We start from the raw sequence: 20,038 nt of genomic DNA, 5'->3' as shown, positions 1-20,038 counted from the left end.
GCGGGCCTCACAGGCATTCCCGGCTGCTGTGCAGGCCGTTGATGACGCTGATGCAATGGCGCGCCGGCGCGGCCGACGCCAGCTGCGGGCGCGGCGCGGCGGCGGCCGGGCGGGCCGGCGCGGCCGGCGCGGCGGTCTCGGCGGCCGGCTCGTGCAGGCCCAGCAGCGTGCCCTTGGTGGCGCCGCCGGTCACGCCCGGCCGCGGGTCGATCTGGTTGCGCAGCGCCAGCGACAGGCTGCCCACGCTGCGCGCCAGGTCCAAATGCTCGGCCTGCTCCGGCGTCACCTCCAGCGTGACGGCGTTCACCACGCGCGGCTTGGTGTCGTCGCGGCTCACTTCCTGCGCCACCGCCAGCACCAGGATGCGCTCGAGCACGATCTTGGAAATGTCGCGCTGCTGTTGCTGCTCGCCGGCCTGGGTGTGCACGATGATGTCGACAAAATTTCCCGGCAGCGCAAAGCCTGCCACGCCCACCACGTCGTTCACACGCACGGTGATGGCGCGCTTGCCCTCGGCGATCAGCGCCGACAGGCCGCCCAGCGTGCCGGCCGGGGCCAGCTTGGCCTCGCTCAGCGGTTCGCCGCGCAGCACGCTGGTCTTCAGCACCCGGCCGCTGAGCCGGGCCGGATCGCGCAGCGCGCCCGGCGGCAGCGCGTCGGCCGGCCAGTCCGCCAGCTTGAACATGTCCGGCGCCAGGCGCTGGCCCAGGTTGACGTCGGCGGCGGCCACCACGATGCGGCCGGCCGCGCCCGGCGTTTGCCGCAGCAGCCAGCGCGAGGCCAGCAGCACCGCCGCCAGCCCCAGCACTGCCGCCAGCCCCAGCATCAGGTAAGCGCGCCGGTTTTTCATGCCGCCCTCGCCCGCAAGCAGGCCTGCTCCGCATCCGCCTGGGCCTGCACTTCGGCCGGCCAGCAGGCGGCGAACATGCTGGACCAGGCCTGGTCCAGCGCCGCCACCGACAGGCGCGGCGCCTGGCCCGCGTAGCCGGCGAAGTCGGCGATGCGGCCCAAGATCTCGCGCGGATAGCTGGCCAGCAGCGGCTGGCCGCTGCCCCGGTGCAGCTCCTCGATCAGGTAGCGCAGGCCGGCGTCGTCCAGCGCCACGCCGGCGGCGCGGCACTGCAGGCGGAACAGGCTGCGGTAGCTGGCCTCGCTGAGCGCGCCCACATGGATCTTGTAGCCCAGCCGGCGCAGCGCCGAGCCGTCCAGCAGCGCCTGCGGCGCCAGGTTGGTGGCGAACACCAGCATGGCCTGGAAAGGCATGGAGAATTTGTGGCCGCCCTGCAGCGACAGCTGGTCCTGGCCCGCGTCCAGCGGCTGGATCAGGCGGTTCAGCAGGGCCGGCGCGCTCAGGCGCTGGCGGCCCAGGTCGTCGATAATGAACAGGCCGTGGCTGGCCTTGCAATGCGGCGGCGCCTGGTAGCAGCCGGAAAAGGCGTCATGGCGCAGCTCCAGCATGGACTCGTCCAGCTCCGCGCCCAGCTGCACCACCGGCCGCTGGCACAGCACCCAGCGCGCGTCGGTGCTGCGCCGTTCCAGCGGCTGGCGCCCCGCCGCGCCCGGCGGCAGCGACGGCGGCAGGTGCACCGCCGGATCGTACAGCTGGATAATCTCCTGCCCCACCGCCACCGCGTGCGGCACCAGCACCGTGCCCTGCAGCAGCCGGCCCAGCCTGCGCGCCAGCGTGCTCTTGCCGCTGCCGGGCGGACCGTACAGCAGCATCGAGCGCCCGGCGTGCATGGCCGCGCCGATCAGGTTGCGCACCGCCGGCTCCAGCCCGGCCTCGCCGAACACCGCCTCCACGTCCTCGGCGCTGGGCACGGGCAGCTGGGCCGCCTGGCGCGCGGCCATGGCGCGCCAGGCCTCCAGCGTCACCGGCGCCGGCCCCTGGTAGGGCGAGCGCTCCAGCCAGCCGGCCGCGCGCAGCTTGCCGGCCGCCGTCAGCTGGTATTGCACATCGATGTCGGCGTCGCCGCGCCAGGCCACTTCGGCCAGCTGCTCGGCCACCATGAAATCGAGCGCCTCGCGCAAGACATTGATCGACAGCCGCAACCGCGTGGCCAGGATGGGCAAATGGGTGCGCCCGGCCACATAAATGGCCTTGGCGGCCAGCTCGACGATCAGCTGCAGCTCCAGTCCCGTCTCGCGCACGCACTTGGGCTGCGGCGGCAGCAGCGCGCCTTGGATGTCCTCCTCGCTACGGCTAGCGGGCAGTGCGGTGGCAAACTCCATCATGCGATTCTCCTGATAAATGTTGCGATGAGGAATCGATACTAGCAAGGGCGAACGGGGACGATATTGAGCTACAGCAAAGGCTAAGCGCGGCAGTGCGGCGCCAGCACCACGCCCGCCGTACCCAGCGCCACGGCCACGCCGTAAGGCATGCCGCCGACGCTGTGGCCAGGCTGCAAGGGCACCGGCTGCAGGGGTACGCCCGCCAGGCGCAGCAGGGCCGGCAGCAGCATGGCGCGCAGATTGGCCAGGCCGCGCCGCCACTGGCCGCTGGCCGCCATCAGCAGCAAGCCCAGCACGCCGCCGGCCGCAAAGCTCAGCAAGGCGATATCGACCGCCTGCAGCGGACCGCTGAAAGCGCCCACCATGGCCATCAGCTTGACGTCGCCGGCGGCCATGCCGCGCAGCAAGTACAGCGGCAGAAAGAGAAAGAAGCCGGCCAGCAGCCCCGCCAGCCACTGCGTCAGCAGCGCGTGCGGCGGCCCGGCCAGGCCGTGCAGCACCAGCGCCAGCAGCAAACCGCCGAGCACCAGGGCGTTGGGAATCTTGCGCAGCGCCAGATCAGTGGCGGCCGCTTGCAGCACCAGCCACAGCAACAGCACCTCGGTCGCGGTCCACATCGGGTCCTCCCAGTGGTAGTGGGCGCGCCGCACCGGATCAGCGGCGCGCCCGGCAGCGCGTCAGACCACGTTCATGGCGGTGATGATCTCGCCGAACGCCGCCACGATGGCCGCCCTGAGCGGCGTGAACGCGACCGCGATCACGCCGGCCATGGCCGCCGCGATCAGGCCATACTCGATCGCGGTAATCCCTTCTTCATCCCTGGCAAAGTCCCGGGCTGCCTGCATAAAACTGTTCATGATGGTCCCCTTGAAAAGAAATCAAAGCTACGCCCTGGCGCAGCCGGTCTGCAGTCCGGCGGCCATTGAATGCACTATATTCCTGCCAGTTTCGGCGGCGTTGATTGAGCGCAAGTTTTCCGCACGGAATCATTCGAAACGCGCGTGCAGGGCCAGTGTGGTAAGAAGGAAACTGTTTTAAATCAAACTTTCGAGGGATGGTGGCGCTAGCACGCGCTTGTGTCCGTCATTGAGGGGTAGAATCGTGGCGTTTCAGCAGAAATATCGCACGCTGGAATTGCCTATCTTACAAAAAGCGATTATTCTGCTTAGCTGTCTTTTGGAAAGGCCTCGTGCTTATGAGCACTGTGCGCCTTGGTGCCGTGATCAGAGAACGACGATGGATTCCCTACTGAAACACATGGTGGATATGACTGGCCACCGCGACCACACGATGCTGGACGTCTCGGTGATATCGGCCGTCCAGGAGCTAGCCGGTGCGCGCCAGACCCGCGTGCTGACGCTGACGTCGGTGCGCGGCCAGCTGTTCGTGCGTCCGCGCGCCATCATCGTGTGCGGCAGCCCGGCGCGCATGGAGGATCACGCCGATCCGTCCTGCGCCGGCGATCCCATCAGCCTGTTCCCCGCGCTCGCGGCCTGCATCGCGCGCCACGAACAGTCGGCCGACCAGGTCGACGCCGACGGCAACCACACGCTCTGGCTGCCCATATGGCTGGGCGACAAGGCCAACACCTGCCTGGAAATCGTCAATCCCACGCCCTACACCAGCGAAACCATCCACGTGGTGGGCGGCATCGTCAGCGTGTACCGCAACTTCCAGAACCTGCTCGACTACAGCGAGCGCGACTCGCTGACCGGCCTGCTCAACCGCAAGACCTTCGACGACCAGCTGGCCAAGATGCTGCAGGCCAGCACCGCCGAGCAGGACGCGCTGGCGCTGCCGCCGGGCGAGCTGGAGCGGCGCCGCCACAACGACGAGGAACGGCAATGGCTGGCCGTGGTCGACGTGGACCACTTCAAGCACGTCAACGACAAATTCGGCCACCTGTACGGCGACGAAGTGCTGATTCTGATCGCCAACCTGCTGACCTCCTCCTTCCGCGCGCAGGACCGCGTGTTCCGCTTCGGCGGCGAGGAGTTCGTGGTGCTGCTGCGCTCGACCTCGCAGGCCAACGCGGCGCGCATCATCGACCGCTTCCGCAGCAATGTGGAAACGCACGAATTCCCGCAGGTGGGCAAGGTGACGGTCAGCATAGGCTATGTCAGCATCAGCGCCTACCAGGCGCCGGTAATCATCCTCGGCCAGGCCGACCAGGCGCTGTACTACGCCAAAAGCCATGGCCGCAACAAGGTCTGCCACTATGACGAACTGGTCAGCGGCGGCCTGCTGCAGCTGATCGAATCGAACGACGAGGCCGAGTTCTTCTAGCCCGCCAGGGTGAGGAAACGCATCGGATCGACATTCCACTTGGCGGGCGATTCGTGGCCGACGATCTTGTCGCCGCCGCCAAAGCCCACCCCGCGCGCCAGATCCACCGTCTCCGGCTTGATGTAGACATTCTTCTTGGTGTGGAAGAACACATTCACCTTGGGCGCCAGCAGATTGGTCTCGTGCGGCTCGATCACCACGCCCAGGCGGCCCGACTCCAGCATCACCATGGTGCCCACCGGATAGATGCCCACGCAGCGCATGAATTCCTGCGCATACTGCGGATTGAAGTGGAACTTGCTCCACTCGTAGATCTTGCGCAGCGCGGCCGCCGCCGACATGCCCTTGTGGTAGCAGCGATCGGCGGTGATGGCGTCATATACGTCCACGATGGCGGCCATTTGCGCCAGTTCGCTGATGGCGTCGCCGGACAGCTTGTTCGGGTAGCCGCTGCCGTCGCGCCGCTCGTGGTGGTGCAGCGTGATGTCGAGCGCGATGTCGTTCACCTCCGGCGACTGGCGCAGGATGTCGAAACCGTCCTGCGGATGCTTGCGGATAATGGCGAACTCCTCGTCCGTCAGCGCGGCCGGCTTGTTCAGCACCTCGTCCGGCACCAGCGCCTTGCCGGTATCGTGCAGCAGGCCGCCCAGGCCGGCCTGGCGCGTGATTTCCGCGTCCATGCCGCGCGAATTGCAGAATGCCACCAGCAGCGCGCACACGCTGACCGAATGCAGAAAGGTGTAGTCGTCCTTGTTCTTGATGCGCAACAGCCCCACCAGCGCGCCCGGATTGCGCAGGATGGATTCGGTGATGTTTTGCACCACCGGCTGAACCTGGCCGATCTCGATGGCCTTGCCCAGGCGCGCGTCGCGCATCACCGTGCGCACCAGCGTGGAGGCCTGGTGGCGGATCTGCGCCGCGCGCGACAGCTCCTCGCCCAGCGACACCCGGGTCACCACCACCGGCTTGGCGGCCAGCTCGGTCAGCTCGCGCTCGGTGGCCTGGTTGGCTTCCTCCAGCGTGGGCGCGTCCTGCACGTCCAGGCCCTTCGAGCTGTCGATTACCACGTCGTGGATGCCGGCCTTGAGAATCTTGCGGATCTCGTCTTCGCTTGTAATGACGAAGCGGTTGCGGATAAACGGATGGGTCATCCAATCGCAACTCAGGTCATGAATGAACATACCCACGGTCAACTGGGACGAATCAACTTTCTTGAGCATACGCGGGCCTGCGGGAGCTGGAGAGATCGGGAGGGGTTAGAATCAGTATAACAAATAGTTTCTCCCCGGATTCATACTTTTGTCCTAAACATTGCACCCGAGCCACATGGAATTACGCCAACTCCGCTATTTCGTCGCCATCGTCGACCACGGTTCGCTGTCGCGCGCGGCCACGGTGCTGCACGTGGCGCAGCCGGCGCTGACCCAGCAGCTGCGCCAGCTGGAAGAAGAACTGGGCGCCCAGCTGCTGCACCGCTCCGCCCAAGGCGTGCTCAGCACGGACGCCGGAAAAGTCTTTTACGAACACGCGCAAGCCATCCTCAAGCAGGTGGCGGACGCCAAATCGGCCGTTACCCAGTCGGCCGAGCGTCCCAGCGGCAGCGTCACGCTGGGCCTGCCCCACAGCATATCGGGCGCCTTGGCGCTGCCGCTGCTGTCGGCCGCGCGCGCGCAGTTCCCCGAAATTACGCTGCAATTGACCGAAGAACTGACCGGCAACCTGGCCGAGCAGCTCAAATCCGGGCGCGTCAACCTGGCGGTGCTGTTCGACGACGGCCAGCTCTCGCCCTTCGTCTGCACCCCGCTGGTGGAAGAAGAACTGCGCTTCATCTGCCGCGCCGGCTCGTCCTGGGCCGAAGGACGCACCAGCGTCACGCTGGAACAGGCGCTGGCGGCGCAATTGATACTGCCCGGCCCGCAGCATGGCGTGCGGCCGCGGATTGAAAGCGTGGCCCGCAGCGCCGGCCTGGCCACCGCCAACGTCATCGAAATCAACTCCATCGCCATACTAAAATCCGCCATCCTCGCCGACATGGGCGCCACCATCCTGCCGGTGGCGCCGGTGCTGGCCGAAATCGAGCGTGGCGCCATGGTGGCGCTGCCGATAGAACAGCCCGCGATCTCGCGCACGGTGGTGCTGTGCGGCTCCAAAAATATCCCCCTCACCAACGCCGGCGCCGCCGTCAGCCGCCTCGCCTGCCAGGTCGCCGCCGACCTCTGCCACAGCCACTACTGGCTAGGCGCCCGCCTGCTCTAACCCTGCCCCCTTTTTTGATGGGGGCCATCATTTTTTCTTATACCTCCATTGGCATTCCGTATTTCCGTATACGTCAACTAAGCCCTACACTGAAATATTGGTAATGCCGCCCACCGGCGGCATTACGGCTGGACCTGCTTGCGCTTACCCGGCGCGGCGATGGAACGGCAAACCACCCGAACACCATTTGGAGACATCACCATGGCCGAAAATACGGCACTCGCGCCCTCGCGCCTCAGCACCGTCACGCTCGACGACAAATACACCGCCACCTCCGGCAGCATCTTCCTCTCCGGCATCCAGGCCCTGGTACGCCTGCCCATGGTGCAGCAGATCCGCGACGCCGCCGCCGGCCTGGACACCGCCGGCTTTATCTCCGGCTACCGCGGCTCGCCGCTGGGCGGCCTGGACGAGACGCTGTGGAAGGCCCAGCCGCATCTGCAGGCGCACAAGGTGCAGTTCATCCCCGGCGTGAACGAGGACCTGGCCGCGACCGCCGTGTGGGGCTCGCAGCAGGTGGACCTGATCGGCGAGGCCAAGTACGACGGCGTGTTCGCCATGTGGTACGGCAAGGGCCCCGGCGTGGACCGCTGCGGCGATGTCTTCAAGCATATGAACCATGCCGGCACCGCCAAGCACGGCGGCGTGCTGCTGGTGGCCGGCGACGACCACGGCGCCTATTCGTCCACCCTGCCGCACCAGTCCGACCATATCTTCTCGGCCTGCATGATCCCCGTGCTCTATCCCTGCAATGTGCAGGAATACCTGGACCTGGGCGTGCACGGCTGGGCCATGTCGCGCTTCTCCGGCTGCGCGGTGGCCTTCAAGGCGCTGGCCGACACCGTCGAGTCCTCCGCCTCGGTCGACGCCAACCCCTTCCGCGTGGAAGTGAAGCTGCCGAAGGAATTCGTCATGCCGGAAGGCGGCCTGAACGCCCGCCTGTCGTCCATTCCGCTGGGCCAGCAGGCGCGCAACCAGGAAGCGCTGATGCAGGACTATAAGATCTACGCCGCCCTGGCCTATGCCCGCGAAAACAAGCTGAACCACACCACCATCGACTCCAAGGACGCCAAGCTGGGCATCATCGCCTCCGGCAAGTCCTACCTGGACGTGCTGGAAGCGCTGGAGGAGCTGGGCATCGACGAAGCCATGGCCGCCACCGTCGGCCTGCGCCTGTTCAAGGTGGCCATGCCGTGGCCGCTGGAGCCGGACAGCGTGCGCGAATTCGCGCAGGGCCTGGACGAGATCCTGGTGGTGGAGGAAAAACGCCAGTTCGTGGAATACCAGCTCAAGGAGCAACTGTACAACTGGCGCGACGACGTGCGCCCGCGCGTGATCGGCAAGTTCGACGACAAGGGCGAATGGGTGGCCCCGCGCGGCGAATGGCTGCTGCCGCCCAAGGCCGACTTCTCGGTCTCGCAGGTGGCGCGCGTGATCGCTTCCCGCGTCAAGCAGTACATCACCGACACCAATATCCAGGACCAGATCAAGGCCCGCCTGACCTTCCTGGACGCCAAGGACGCCGTGCTGAAGAAAGCCATCAGCACCCCGTTCCGCCCGGCCTTCTACTGCTCCGGCTGCCCGCACAACACCTCCACCAAAGTGCCGGACGGCAGCTTCGCGCTGGCCGGCATCGGCTGCCACGTGATGGCCACCTCGATCTACCCCGAGTACAACAAGCTGACCACCCACATGGGCGGCGAAGGCGCGCCGTGGATAGGCCAGGCCGCGTTCTCGAAAGTGCCGCACGTGTTCCAGAACCTGGGCGACGGCACCTATTTCCACTCCGGCTACCTGGCCATCCGCGCCGCCGTCGCGGCCAAGGTCAACATCACCTACAAGATCCTGTACAACGACGCCGTGGCCATGACGGGCGGCCAGCCGGTGGACGGCACCGTGTCCGTGCCGATGATCGCGCAGCAGATGGCCGCCGAAGGCATCAAGCGCATCGCCCTGGTGACCGAAGACCTGAGCCGCTACACCGACCGCTCCGCCCTGCCGTCCATCGTCTCCCTGCATGACCGCAAGGAGATCGACGCGGTGCAGCGCGAACTGCGCGAGATCGAAGGCGCGACGGTGCTGATCTACGACCAGACCTGCGCCGCCGAGAAGCGCCGCCGCCGCAAGAAAAACGAATTCCCGGACCCGGCCAAGCGCATGGTCATCAACGAAGCCGTGTGCGAAGGCTGCGGCGACTGCGGCATCCAGTCCAACTGCGTGTCCATCCTGCCGAAGGAGACCGATTTCGGCCGCAAGCGCACCATCGACCAGTCGTCCTGCAATAAGGACTACTCCTGCGTGAAAGGCTTCTGCCCGTCCTTCGTGACGGTGGAAGGCGGCGCGCTGAAGAAATCGAAAACCGGCGTCAGCAAGGACAAATCAGCCGACGGCTGGGACGCGCTGCCGCAGCCTGTGCTGCCGGCATGCGAGCAGCCGTACAACATCCTGATCAACGGCATCGGCGGCACCGGCGTGATCACCGTCGGCGCGCTGATGGGCATGGCCGCGCACCTGGAAGGCAAAGGCGCGTCGGTGCTGGACATGACGGGCATGTCGCAGAAGAACGGCTCCGTCACCTCGCACGTGAAGGTGGCCAGCTCGCCGGCCCACCTGCGCGCGCAGCGCATCGCCACCGGCGAGGCGGACCTGGTCCTGGGCTGCGACATGCTGACCGCCGGCGCCGCCGACGCGGTGTCGAAGATGCGCCCGGGCCGCACGCTGGCCGTGGTCAATCTGCACGAGCAGCCGCCCGGCACCTTCGCGCAGCAGGCCGACTGGCAGTACCCGGCCGCCGAAGTGCGCGCGCTGATCGAGGAGTCGGTGGGCGCCGCGCAATACGGCAGCGCCGACTTCATCGACGCCACCAAGCTGGCCACCGCGCTGATGGGCGACTCCATCGCCGCCAACCTGTTCATGCTGGGCTACGCGTGGCAGAAGGGCCGCATCCCGCTGACCGAAGCGTCGCTGCTGCGCGCCATTGAGCTGAACGGCGTGGGCGTGGAAGCGAACAAGAAGAGCTTCCTGTGGGGCCGCCGCGCCGCTGTGGACCTGAAGCGCGTGGAGAAGACCGCCATTCCGGGCCAGGCCATCGTGGTGCAGATGCCGCAAAGCCTGGAGTCGGTGATCAAGAAGCGCGTCGAGTTCCTGACCGGCTATCAGGACGCCGCCTACGCCGCTTCCTACGAGGAGCTGGTGCAGCAGGTGCGCGCCAAGGATGCGGGCCTCAACCTGGGCAACAAGCTGTCGATGGCGGTGGCCAAGTCGCTGTCCAAGCTGATGGCCTACAAGGACGAATATGAAGTGGCGCGCCTGTACACCGACGGCCGCTTCGTCGAGCAGCTGCAGTCCCAGTTCGAGGGCAACTTCTCGCTGAAGTTCAACCTGGCGCCGCCGCTGCTGGCCAAGAAGGACGCCAAGGGCCATCTGGTGAAAGCCGAATTCGGTTCGTGGATGTGGAGCGCGTTCAAGATGCTGGCCAAGCTGAAAGGCCTGCGCGGCGGCGCGTTCGACATCTTCGGCTACACGGATGAGCGTAAGATGGAACGCGCACTGATAGTCGAATACCGCGAGCTGGTGGGCGCCGTGCTGGCGCAGTTGAATGCCGGCAACTACGACACGGCAGTGGCGCTGGCGCAACTGCCGGAGAAGATCCGCGGCTTCGGCCATGTGAAGGAAAAAGCCGTGGCCGAGTTCCACGCCGAGAAGGCGCGCCTGCTGGCGGCGCTGGGCGGCGGGCACCAGCACGCCGCGTAAAGCTGGCGGGTTACGCGGGGCACGCCCCGCTAACCCGCCCTACGCAAGGACGCAACGCCTGCGGCGTGGCCGCAATTTCGCTTGACTTGACGTTAACGTAAACGTCATATAATCAGCTACTCCCGTTCCAGAACGACAAGGACACCCATGAACGACCTCTCCGCTCCGAAACTCGCCGCCGTGCCCGAGCAGGCCAAGCTGGCCAACAAGGTACGCTTCGTCACCGCCGCCTCCCTGTTCGACGGCCATGACGCCTCGATCAACATCATGCGCCGCATCCTGCAGTCGAACGGCGTGGAAGTGGTCCACCTGGGCCACAACCGTTCGGTGGACGAAGTGGTCACCGCCGCGCTGGCAGAGGACGTGCAAGGCATCGCCATCTCCAGCTACCAGGGCGGCCACGTTGAATACTTCAAATACATGCTGGACCTGCTGCGCCAGCGCGGCGGCGCGCACATCAAGGTGTTCGGCGGCGGCGGCGGCGTGATCGTGCCGGAAGAGATCGCGGACCTGCATGCCTACGGCGTGACGCGCATCTTCAGCCCCGAAGACGGCCAGCGCATGGGCCTGGCCGGCATGATCCAGTGGATGGTGCAGCAGTGCGATATCGACCTGTCCACCTACTCCCCCACCACCCTGGCGCCGCTGCGCGAGGGCAGCATGGCCGACCGCCACCGCCCGCTGGCGCAGCTGGTCACCGCGCTGGAGAACGAGAAAGCATCCCCGGAGCTGCGCGCCGAACTGCGCGCCGCCGCCGAGAACCTGCCGGTGCCCACGCTGGGCATCACCGGCACCGGTGGCGCGGGCAAATCCTCGCTGACCGATGAACTGATACGCCGCATCCGCCTGGACCAGGGCGACGCGCTCAACATCGCCGTCATCTCCATCGACCCGTCGCGCCGCAAATCCGGCGGCGCGCTGCTGGGCGACCGCATCCGCATGAACGCCATCGCGCCGTGGGCCGGCCAAAGCCGCGTGTTCATGCGCTCGCTGGCCACGCGCGAAGCGGGCTCCGAAATCTCGCAGGCGCTGCCGGACGTGATCGCCGCCTGCAAAGTGGCGGGCTTTGACCTGGTGATCGTCGAGACCTCCGGCATCGGCCAGGGCGACGCGGCCATCGTGCCGCACGTGGACGTGTCCATGTATGTGATGACGCCCGAATTCGGCGCCGCCTCGCAGCTGGAAAAAATCGACATGCTCGATTTCGCCGACTTCATCGCCATCAACAAATTCGACCGCAAGGGCGCGCTCGATGCGCTGCGCGACGTGGCCAAGCAATACCAGCGCAACCGCGAACTGTGGAGCAAGCGTCCGGAAGAAATGCCGGTGTACGGCACACAGGCCTCGCGCTTCAACGACGACGGCGTGACCTCGCTGTACCAGGGCCTGGTGGGCAAGCTGGCCGAATTCGGCATGAAGACCGTGGCGGGCAAGCTGCCGGCTGTGGACGTGCGTTTCAGCAGCGGCAAGAACGTGATCGTGCCGCCGGCCCGCGCGCGCTACCTGGCCGAGATTTCGGACACCGTGCGCGGCTACCACAAGAACACCGCCAAGCAGGTCAAGCTGGCGCGCGAACGCCAGCAGCTGCGAGAGTCCAAGCGCATGCTGGCCGAAGCTAAAGGTATGGACCTGGGCGCCGACTTCGACACCCTGATCGCGGACCGCGACAGCGCCATGGAAGCGGGCGCCAAGAAGCTGCTGGCGCAATGGCCGGACATGCAGGCCGCCTACGCGGGCGACGACTATGTGGTGAAAATCCGCGACAAGGAAATCCGCACCCGTTTGATCTCGCACACGCTGTCCGGCACCAAGGTGCGCAAGGTGGCGCTGCCGCGCTATGAAGACGACGGCGAAGTGCTGCGCTTCCTGATGTCCGAGAACGTGCCGGGCTCCTTCCCCTTCACCGCCGGCGTGTTCGCCTTCAAGCGCGAGGGCGAGGATCCAACCCGCATGTTCGCCGGCGAAGGCGACGCCTTCCGCACCAACCGCCGCTTCAAGCTGGTCTCCACCGGCATGGACGCCAAGCGCTTGTCCACCGCCTTCGACTCGGTCACGCTGTACGGCGCCGACCCGGCCATCCGTCCCGACATCTACGGCAAGGTGGGCAACTCCGGCGTGTCGATTGCCACGCTGGACGACATGAAAGTGCTGTACGACGGCTTCAACCTGTGCAGCCCGAGCACCTCGGTATCGATGACCATCAACGGCCCGGCGCCGACCATCCTGGCCATGTTCATGAACACCGCCATCGACCAGCAGGTGGAAAAATTCGTTGAAGAAAACCACCGCCAGCCCAGCGCCGACGAAGCGGCCAAGATCAAGGACTGGGTGCTGCAGAACGTGCGCGGCACCGTGCAGGCCGACATCCTGAAGGAAGACCAGGGCCAGAACACCTGCATCTTCTCGACCGAGTTCTCGCTCAAGGTGATGGGCGACATCCAGGAGTACTTCGTGCACCACCAGGTGCGCAATTTCTACTCCGTGTCCATCTCCGGCTACCACATCGCCGAAGCGGGCGCGAACCCGATCTCGCAGCTGGCGTTCACGCTGTCGAACGGCTTCACCTTCGTGGAAGCCTACCTGGCGCGCGGCATGCACATCGACGACTTCGCGCCCAACCTGTCCTTCTTCTTCTCGAACGGCATGGACCCGGAATACACGGTGCTGGGCCGCGTCGCCCGCCGCATCTGGGCCGTGGCGATGCGCGACAAGTACGGCGCGAACGACCGCTCGCAGAAGCTGAAGTACCACGTGCAGACCTCGGGCCGTTCGCTGCACGCGCAGGAGATCGACTTCAACGACATCCGCACTACCTTGCAGGCGCTGATCGCGATCTACGACAACTGCAACTCGCTGCACACCAACGCCTACGACGAAGCCATCACCACGCCGACCGACGAATCCGTGCGCAGGGCTTTGGCAATTCAATTGATCATCAACCGCGAATGGGGCCTGGCCAAGAACGAGAACCCGAACCAGGGCTCCTTCATCATGGACGAGCTGACCGACATGGTGGAAGAAGCGGTGCTGCAGGAGTTCGAGCGCATCGCCGAGCGCGGCGGCGTGCTGGGCGCGATGGAGACCGGCTACCAGCGCGGCAAGATCCAGGAAGAGTCCATGCTGTACGAGCACCAGAAGCACGACGGCACGCTGCCCATCATCGGCGTGAACACCTTCCGCAATCCGAAGGCCACCGACGTGCCGGCGCCGATCGAACTGGCGCGCTCCACCGACGACGAGAAGCAGTCGCAGCTCAAGCGCCTGGAAGACTTCCACACGCGCCACGCAGCGGAAGCCCCGGCCGCACTGGCCGCACTGCAAAAAGCCGCCATCGACAACGAGAACGTGTTCGGCAAGCTGATGGACGCGGTGCGCGTCTGCTCGCTGGGCCAGATCACGGCCGCGCTGTTCGAAGTCGGCGGCCAGTACCGCCGCAATATGTAATACTCCCCTGGCGCCGCAGCAACCCGCTGCGGTGCCATCCAGTCAAGGGAGCATCATGCAACTCTCTGCAGCCATCCCCATCCTGCGCAGTTTTTCCGAGGCCAAGGCCAAGGAGTTCTATGTCGATTTTCTCGGCTTTGACATCGCGTGGGAGCACCGCTTCGAGCCGGACACACCGCTCTACATGGAACTTCGGCTCGGGGCGCTAACGCTGCACTTGAGCGAGCATCACGGCGACGGCTCGCCTGGCATGGCGCTGATGGTGCATGTGGACGACCTGGATGCGCTGCATGCCGAGCTGAACGCCAAGCAGTACCGGCACATGCGGCCCGGCATCGAGGCGCGCGACTGGGGGCGCGAGATGACGGTGTGGGATCCTTTCGGCAACCGCATCCGCTTCACGGCGCTGTCGGCCTGAACGGCTAAGTGAGCTCAGCTGAAGAAAAATCAATATCTCCGCCATGCCTTCCCCTATGCTGGGTCAAACCGGAGGGACCATGACGACCATACACATCTCCTTGCCCGACCAGCTGGTGCACGACGCCGGTGAACTCGGCCTGCTCGATCCTGTCACCCTGGCCGAGCTGCTGCAAAACGAAATCCGCCGCCGCACCTTCACGGACATCTTCGCCGTCTCGCACCGGCTGGCAACGGAATCCGAACCCGAACAAGACCCCGAACCGCCACAGCGCCACCGCAAGTAGTGGGCTGCCTTAGGCGGGGCAGCGGCCGACTGTGGCGCCTGGGAGGAGGATGGGCTGCCACAGCACTTGCAGTTCGCCGGCCGGGGTGCCGGTGGACAGGGCCAGCAGCATTTCTATCATCTTCTTGCCGGCGCCCGCCGGGTCGGGCTGGTCTATCGTGGTGACGTTGGCGCCGGCCAGCGTGTCGGCCAGGCTGCCCCAGACGATAATCGACATCTCCTTGCCGATCTCCACACCCGCGTCGAGCAGCGCACGCACCGCCCCCACGCCGGACAAATGGTTGTCCACGATGACGGCGGTAGGGCGCGGCGAGCAGGCCAGCAGCTGCTGCATGGCCTGGTAGCCGCTGCGGCGGTCTATGGTGTCCGAAATCAGGTAGCGCGGATCGGCACGCAAGCCGGCGCCCGACAGCGCGGCCAGGAAGGCGTCCTTGCGCTGGCAGGCGAAGTTCATTTCCAGCGGGGCGCTCAGCAGCGCGATGCGCTGATGCCCCTGCTCCAGCAAACAGGCCGCCGCCATGCGGATGCCCGCCTCGTTGTCGTAGTCGAACCAGGCATACGGCGTGTCCAGCGCGGTGCGGCCGTGCGCCACGAAGGGAAAGCCCGCCTTGCTCAGAAAGGCGATGCGCTCGTCGCGCACCAGCGTGCGGCTGACCACCAGGCCGTCCACGCGCCGTCCGCGCACGATCTGCTCGTAGGAGGCCAGCTCGTTGCCGGCCGATACGGGGCCGATGATGAAGTTCATCTTGCGCGCCTCCAGCGCCTCCGTCATGCCGCCCACCGTGTGCAGGAACATGGGGTCGCCCAGGTCCGCCGGCAACAGCGGGTAGATAATGCCGAACACATTGGTGCGCCCCACCGCCAGCCCGCGCGCCATGGGATTGGCTTCGTAGCCCGCCTCGCGCGCAGCCGCCAGCACGCGCTCGCGCGTGCGCACGTTCACTTCCGGGTACCCGTTCAGTGCCCGGCTCACGGTGGTTTTGGACATGCCGAGCAAGTCGGCAAGACTCTTGAGGTTCATGGCGGAAGCTTCAATGCTGACCGCTGATTATAGCCGAGCCGTCATAGCCGTCCGCCCCGGCATCCACCGATTTTTTGAAAAAATACAACATAATCAAGATGATAGAGATGGGCGCCAGCGTCAGATAGAAGGCAAAGTGGCCGCTGAAATTGCCGAACACATAGCCGGTGATCAGCGAGCCGGTGGTGCCGCCCAGCGCGGAAAAAATCACCAGCAGGCCGGTCATGGCCGAGTGCTGGTTCTTGGGCAGGGAGCTGAGCATGACGGAGTTGATGCCGGGGTAGATGGGCGCCATGAACAGGCCGATCAGCGGGAACAAGAAGGCCGCCACCGGCGCGGTGGACCAGCTGACGTTGGGGTTGTGCGCAATGTCGTGCGTGAGCGGCAGGGCCAGCAGCACCATGGCGCCCATGCCCAGCACGCAGGCGTTCATCACCGGATACCAGTTCAGGCGCCGCATCAGCACGCCCGCCGACAAGCGCCCCACCGCCAGGCAGGCCGCGTAGATGCTGGTCACCTGTACGCTCATGGCGGCCGGCAGCTTGAGGATTTCGTTGTTGAAGGTGGGCAGCCAGGTGCCCACGCTCTGCTCGATCAACACGTACAGGAAGGCGGTGATGACGAACACGCACACCAGCGGCTTGAAGAACAGCTTGAGCATGGCGGCGAAGTCCTGCGCCAGGCTGCGCTCGGCCGGCAGCGCGGCGGTGCTTTCGTCGAACTCCGTGGTGAGCACCAGCGCGAAGGTCATGGCGCACAAGGCGGCCAGCACCCAGTAGACCTGCAGCCAGCTTTGCGACTGCGGATTGTCGGAGTCGATGAAGTAGCCGAACACCCAGTAGGCACTGAGCACGCCCACCATGAAGAAGCCCTCCAGCGTGTTCATGATGCTGGCGTGCTGCTTGCGGTCCGCCGCGATCAGGCCCAGCGTGGAATACACCGACACCTTCACCAGCGCAAAGGCCACGCCCACGCACAGGAACAGCAGCTTGGTGGTGAGGAAGGCGGGCGACAGCGGCATGGCCACGCAGGCCAGGGTCACCAGCGCCAGCCCGGCCAGCATGGCCTTCTTGTAGCCGATGCGCGGCAGGAAGGACGCCACCAGGAAGGACACGATGGCGATGGGCAGGTCCTTGAAGCCTTCCAGCACGCTGGCGCCGGATTTGCTCACGCCGTAGTTGGCGATGACCTGCAGGATCACCGTGCCCACGCTGTTGAGCAGGATGGCGAAAACGAAGTAAATCAAAAACAGGGCGAACAGGATGCGCTGCTTGTTCATGTTGTCTCCGGTATTTTTATGATTGTAGTTTTATACGGCGAGGCTGAAGCGGTCCAGGCCGGGTATCACGCGGTCGGCCTGGGTAAGCACCGCCGGATCGCCCACGCCCAGCGCCGTCATGCCCGCCGCCTTGATGGAGGCCACGCCGGCCACCGCGTCCTCCACGCCCAGGCAGCGCTCCGGCGCCACGCCCAGTTCCGACGCGGCCTTCAGGAAGATTTCCGGGTCCGGCTTGCCTTTCGCGATCTTCGCCGCGTCCACCACGTAGTCGAACTTGCCGGTAATGCCCAGCATCTCCAGCACGGCAAAGGCATTCTTGCTCACGGAGGCCAGGCCTATCTTCAGGCCGGCGGCGCGGCAGGCGTCCAGCGCGGGCACGGCGCCGGGCAGCAGGTCGGCCGGGGACATGGTGGAAATCAGCTGCACGTAGTGGCGGTTCTTCTCGTCGGCCAGCGCCAGCCTCTCCTCCTGCGTGTAGCTGCGCGCGGCCGACGCCAGGATCAGGTCCAGCGATCCCATGCGGTCTATGCCTTTCAGGTGCTCGTTGAAGGCTTCGTCGAAGGGCACGCCCTGCGTCTCGGCCAGGCGCTTCCAGGCCAGGTAATGGTAGCGCGCGGTGTCGGTGATGACGCCGTCCAGGTCGAAGATCACTGCGTCGAACTTGTTCATGCGAGTTCCTTTACGTTGGCGGCGGCGCTGAGCGCGACCGGCTGGCCGCGGTGGCTGAAGGCCAGCGCGTCCCCTTGCAGCAGGGTGTACTCCGTACGGCCGGCCTCCACGCGCACCTGCAGCAGGCAGCCTTGCAGGTGCAGCTTGAACTGGTAGTGCCGCCACTGCTTCGGCAGCGTGGGGGCGAAACGCACCGCGCCGTCCACCACGCGCATGCCGGCAAAGCCGTAGGCCACGCCCATCCAGGTGCCGGCCATGGCGGCGGTGTGCACGCCGTAGTGCGTGTTGCCGTGCGTGTCGTCCAGGTCCAGGCGCGCGGTCTCCATGAAGTAATCGTAGGCCTTGTCCTGGTAGCCCACTTCCGCCGCGATGATGCTGAAGATGCAGGACGACAGCGAAGAATCGTGCGTGGTCACCTTCTCGTAGTAGTCGAAGTCGCGCCGCTTGTCTTCCGGCTTGAACTCGTCGCTCAGCAGCAGCAGGGCCAGCACCACGTCGGCCTGCTTGCATACCTGGTGACGGTAGATCACCAGCGGGTGGTAGTTCAGCAGCAGCGGATAGTGCTCCTTCGGCGTGCCGGCGAAGTCCCATACTTTCTTGTCGAGGAAGCTGTCGTCCTGCGCGTGGATCTGCAGCGCTTCGTCATATGGCAGCAGCATCTGCGCGGCGGCGCGGCGCCATTGCGGTACTTCGTCCGCATCCAGCTGCACCAGCGCGGCGATGCGCGCGAACGCCTCCGGCTGTTCCTGCGCCAGGCGCTCGGCGATGGAGGCGGCGAAATTCAGATGCATGCGCGCCATGGCGTTGGTGTAGTAGTTGTTGTTGACCAGCGCCGTGTATTCGTCCGGCCCCGTCACCTCGTTGATGCAGTAGCGGCCGGCGCGGTCGTAGGCGCCTATGCCCATCCAGATGCGCGCCGTCTCCAGCACGATCTCGGCGCCGTACTGCAGCAGGTAGTCCTCGTCACGCGTCGCTTCCATGTACAGCTTGATGGAGTAGGCGATGTCCGCATTGATGTGATATTGCGCGGTGCCCGCCGGATAGTAGGCCGAGCATTCCACGCCGGCGATGGTGCGCCACGGGTACAGCGCGCCTTTGGCGTGCGACATCTGGCGCGCCCGCTCGCGCGCCAGCGGCAGGCCGGCGTAGCGGTACTCCAGCAGCTTCTTGGCGATCTCCGGCTTGGAGTACAGGAAGAAGGGGAAGATGTAGATTTCCGTGTCCCAGAAATAGTGGCCCTCGTAGCCTTCGCCGGTCACGCCCTTGGCCGAGATATTGGTCTTGCCGTCGCGCCCCGCCGATTGCAGCAGGTGGAACTGGTTGAAGCGCATGCCCTGCTGCAGCGCGTCGTCGCCGCTGATCTCCACGTCGGCGTGCTGCCAGAAGTCGGCCAGGTAGTGCTCCTGTTCCTGCGCCAGCGCGCGGAAGCCTTTGTCCGCAGCGGCGACCAGCGTGGCCCTGGCGCGCGGCAGCAGCTCGGCTTCCGGATAGTCGCGCGAGCTGTGGTAGCTGCCGTATTTTTTCAGGCGGATGGCTTCGCCCTGCATGGCGGCCACGGTGTAGACCTGTTCCAGGCGCTGATCCTGCCTGCGCTGCGCCAGCTCGAACACGCCGCGCATCTCGGTCTGCACCGCGCTCACCAGGTGGAAGCCGCTGTTGACGGTGCGCTGCGTGAGCACGGAGAAATGCGGCGCCTGTTCGGCGTCCACCAGCGCCAGCGACTGGCCGCTGATGGCCGAGCCCACGCGCGGGTCGTCGCCCGCCTCCAGGTTCTTCACCGCGCCGTCCACGCTGGACACCAGCACCACCTTGCCGGAGAAGTTCAGCGGCGTCACTTCGTATTCGATGGCGAACAAGTGCTTGTCCGTCATGCTGACCAGGCGGCGGCTGGCGATGGCCACCCGGCGGCCCTGCGGCGAGGTCCATTCCAGCACGCGGCGCAGCACGCCGGTGCGGAAATCCAGCATGCGTTCGTAACTGTTGAGGGTGCCTTGCAGCGGATCGAAGCGCTCGTCCTCCAGCCACAGCGCAATGCCCTTGGCGTTGGGCACGTTCAGCATGAACTGGTTGGTCTTAGCCAGGCCGTAGGCCGCTTCCGGATAGTGGATGGCTTCCGATTCGTAGAAGCCGTTGAGGTAAGTGCCGTCCAGCGAGGTGCCGGCCGGCCCGGTGTAGCCCTCTTCGTGCGTGCCGCGCAGGCCGATATAGCCATTGCCCAGCGCGAACAGGGTCTCGTCCAGGAAATGGGAGCCGGTGTCGAAGGCGGTCTCGCGGATGCACCACGGTTCCAGCGGGTAAGTGTGTTTAGAGGGCACGATACTCGTCCTTTCGATGATTCAAACCGGTTTGGATTTCGGTTTTTAAAAAACCAGCGGCTAAGGCTGGGGTCGGA

15 protein-coding genes are annotated in these 20,038 nt (G+C 65.8%); 6 read left to right on the top strand and 9 right to left on the bottom strand.

Features of this window, described 5'->3' with window-relative positions; genetic code table 11:
• Positions 1-7: 7 nt before the first annotated feature.
• The 4 genes from cpaB to KT882_RS03145 all read right to left on the bottom strand — a co-directional run bounded on the left by cpaB (position 8) and on the right by KT882_RS03145 (position 3,092).
• A complete protein-coding gene (cpaB, locus tag KT882_RS03160; protein ID WP_228894394.1) occupies positions 8-850 on the bottom strand; it encodes a Flp pilus assembly protein CpaB in 843 nt (280 codons plus the stop codon).
• Positions 847-2,235 carry an ATP-binding protein gene (locus KT882_RS03155; protein ID WP_228894392.1) on the bottom strand — a complete coding sequence of 463 codons (1,389 nt, stop codon included), beginning with the start codon at positions 2,233-2,235 and terminating at the stop codon, positions 847-849. The genes cpaB and KT882_RS03155 overlap by 4 nt, the downstream gene beginning before the upstream one ends.
• A gap of 80 nt (positions 2,236-2,315) precedes the next feature.
• A complete protein-coding gene (locus tag KT882_RS03150) occupies positions 2,316-2,852 on the bottom strand; it encodes a prepilin peptidase (protein ID WP_228894390.1) in 537 nt (178 codons plus the stop codon).
• A 60-nt stretch (positions 2,853-2,912) separates the two neighbouring features.
• The gene (locus tag KT882_RS03145) at positions 2,913-3,092 is read right to left on the bottom strand and encodes a Flp family type IVb pilin (RefSeq protein ID WP_161074999.1); all 180 of its coding nucleotides are present in this window, start codon (positions 3,090-3,092) and stop codon (positions 2,913-2,915) included.
• Positions 3,093-3,471: 379 nt separating this feature from the next.
• On the opposite strand from KT882_RS03145, the gene KT882_RS03140 reads away from it, so the two are divergent.
• Positions 3,472-4,521, top strand: a complete 1,050-nt coding sequence (locus KT882_RS03140; RefSeq protein WP_161074998.1) for a GGDEF domain-containing protein — start codon at positions 3,472-3,474, stop codon at positions 4,519-4,521.
• On the opposite strand, the gene KT882_RS03135 is transcribed toward KT882_RS03140, so the two are convergent.
• Entirely contained in the window at positions 4,518-5,741 is a 1,224-nt protein-coding gene (locus KT882_RS03135) for an HD-GYP domain-containing protein (RefSeq protein ID WP_161074997.1), read from the bottom strand. The genes KT882_RS03140 and KT882_RS03135 overlap by 4 nt on opposite strands.
• 106 nt (positions 5,742-5,847) lie before the next feature.
• Between KT882_RS03135 and KT882_RS03130 the strand changes: the two genes are divergently transcribed.
• From KT882_RS03130 to KT882_RS03110, 5 genes are all read left to right on the top strand, one after another.
• Positions 5,848-6,777 carry a LysR substrate-binding domain-containing protein gene (locus tag KT882_RS03130; protein ID WP_161074996.1) on the top strand — a complete coding sequence of 310 codons (930 nt, stop codon included), beginning with the start codon at positions 5,848-5,850 and terminating at the stop codon, positions 6,775-6,777.
• A 201-nt stretch (positions 6,778-6,978) separates the two neighbouring features.
• A complete protein-coding gene (locus tag KT882_RS03125) occupies positions 6,979-10,530 on the top strand; it encodes an indolepyruvate ferredoxin oxidoreductase family protein (RefSeq protein WP_228894388.1) in 3,552 nt (1,183 codons plus the stop codon).
• A gap of 147 nt (positions 10,531-10,677) precedes the next feature.
• Complete coding sequence (icmF, locus tag KT882_RS03120) at positions 10,678-13,974, top strand: fused isobutyryl-CoA mutase/GTPase IcmF (RefSeq protein ID WP_228894386.1); 3,297 nt, start codon at positions 10,678-10,680, stop codon at positions 13,972-13,974.
• 55 nt (positions 13,975-14,029) lie between these two features.
• The gene (locus KT882_RS03115; protein WP_228894385.1) at positions 14,030-14,392 is read left to right on the top strand and encodes a glyoxalase superfamily protein; all 363 of its coding nucleotides are present in this window, start codon (positions 14,030-14,032) and stop codon (positions 14,390-14,392) included.
• A gap of 79 nt (positions 14,393-14,471) precedes the next feature.
• A complete protein-coding gene (locus KT882_RS03110; protein WP_161074992.1) occupies positions 14,472-14,678 on the top strand; it encodes a hypothetical protein in 207 nt (68 codons plus the stop codon).
• 9 nt (positions 14,679-14,687) lie between these two features.
• Here KT882_RS03110 and KT882_RS03105 read toward each other — a convergent pair whose 3' ends face one another.
• Genes KT882_RS03105 through KT882_RS03090 form a run of 4 tightly spaced genes read right to left on the bottom strand, consistent with a single transcriptional unit; the run spans position 14,688 to position 19,961 of the window.
• Positions 14,688-15,698 (bottom strand): substrate-binding domain-containing protein, encoded by a 1,011-nt coding sequence (locus tag KT882_RS03105; protein WP_228894384.1) that lies wholly within the window; start codon positions 15,696-15,698, stop codon positions 14,688-14,690.
• A gap of 10 nt (positions 15,699-15,708) precedes the next feature.
• Positions 15,709-16,977, bottom strand: coding sequence for an MFS transporter (locus tag KT882_RS03100; RefSeq protein ID WP_161074990.1), 1,269 nt, complete (start codon positions 16,975-16,977; stop codon positions 15,709-15,711).
• Positions 16,978-17,007: 30 nt separating this feature from the next.
• Positions 17,008-17,646 carry a beta-phosphoglucomutase gene (gene pgmB, locus KT882_RS03095; protein WP_228894382.1) on the bottom strand — a complete coding sequence of 213 codons (639 nt, stop codon included), beginning with the start codon at positions 17,644-17,646 and terminating at the stop codon, positions 17,008-17,010.
• Positions 17,643-19,961, bottom strand: a complete 2,319-nt coding sequence (locus tag KT882_RS03090) for a glycoside hydrolase family 65 protein (protein ID WP_228894380.1) — start codon at positions 19,959-19,961, stop codon at positions 17,643-17,645. Before KT882_RS03090 ends, pgmB begins: the two co-directional genes overlap by 4 nt.
• Positions 19,962-20,038: the final 77 nt, after the last annotated feature.

This window comes from Pseudoduganella aquatica (genome assembly GCF_020865585.1).
In the GTDB taxonomy this organism is placed as follows: domain Bacteria; phylum Pseudomonadota; class Gammaproteobacteria; order Burkholderiales; family Burkholderiaceae_D; genus Rugamonas; species Rugamonas aquatica_A.
The sequence above is the reverse complement of the archived record's forward strand: the minus strand, read 5'-3'. Positions and strand labels throughout refer to the sequence as shown.

Excerpts from the sequence above, each read along its gene's own strand:
- cpaB (WP_228894394.1), bottom strand. The coding sequence starts at position 850 with ATGAAAAACCGGCGCGCTTACCTGATGCTGGGGCTGGCGGCAGTGCTG.
- KT882_RS03155 (WP_228894392.1), bottom strand. The coding sequence starts at position 2,235 with ATGATGGAGTTTGCCACCGCACTGCCCGCTAGCCGTAGCGAGGAGGAC.
- KT882_RS03150 (WP_228894390.1), bottom strand. The coding sequence starts at position 2,852 with ATGTGGACCGCGACCGAGGTGCTGTTGCTGTGGCTGGTGCTGCAAGCG.
- KT882_RS03145 (WP_161074999.1), bottom strand. The coding sequence starts at position 3,092 with ATGAACAGTTTTATGCAGGCAGCCCGGGACTTTGCCAGGGATGAAGAA.
- KT882_RS03140 (WP_161074998.1), top strand. The coding sequence starts at position 3,472 with ATGGATTCCCTACTGAAACACATGGTGGATATGACTGGCCACCGCGAC.
- KT882_RS03135 (WP_161074997.1), bottom strand. The coding sequence starts at position 5,741 with ATGCTCAAGAAAGTTGATTCGTCCCAGTTGACCGTGGGTATGTTCATT.
- KT882_RS03130 (WP_161074996.1), top strand. The coding sequence starts at position 5,848 with ATGGAATTACGCCAACTCCGCTATTTCGTCGCCATCGTCGACCACGGT.
- KT882_RS03125 (WP_228894388.1), top strand. The coding sequence starts at position 6,979 with ATGGCCGAAAATACGGCACTCGCGCCCTCGCGCCTCAGCACCGTCACG.
- icmF (WP_228894386.1), top strand. The coding sequence starts at position 10,678 with ATGAACGACCTCTCCGCTCCGAAACTCGCCGCCGTGCCCGAGCAGGCC.
- KT882_RS03115 (WP_228894385.1), top strand. The coding sequence starts at position 14,030 with ATGCAACTCTCTGCAGCCATCCCCATCCTGCGCAGTTTTTCCGAGGCC.
- KT882_RS03110 (WP_161074992.1), top strand. The coding sequence starts at position 14,472 with ATGACGACCATACACATCTCCTTGCCCGACCAGCTGGTGCACGACGCC.
- KT882_RS03105 (WP_228894384.1), bottom strand. The coding sequence starts at position 15,698 with ATGAACCTCAAGAGTCTTGCCGACTTGCTCGGCATGTCCAAAACCACC.
- KT882_RS03100 (WP_161074990.1), bottom strand. The coding sequence starts at position 16,977 with ATGAACAAGCAGCGCATCCTGTTCGCCCTGTTTTTGATTTACTTCGTT.
- pgmB (WP_228894382.1), bottom strand. The coding sequence starts at position 17,646 with ATGAACAAGTTCGACGCAGTGATCTTCGACCTGGACGGCGTCATCACC.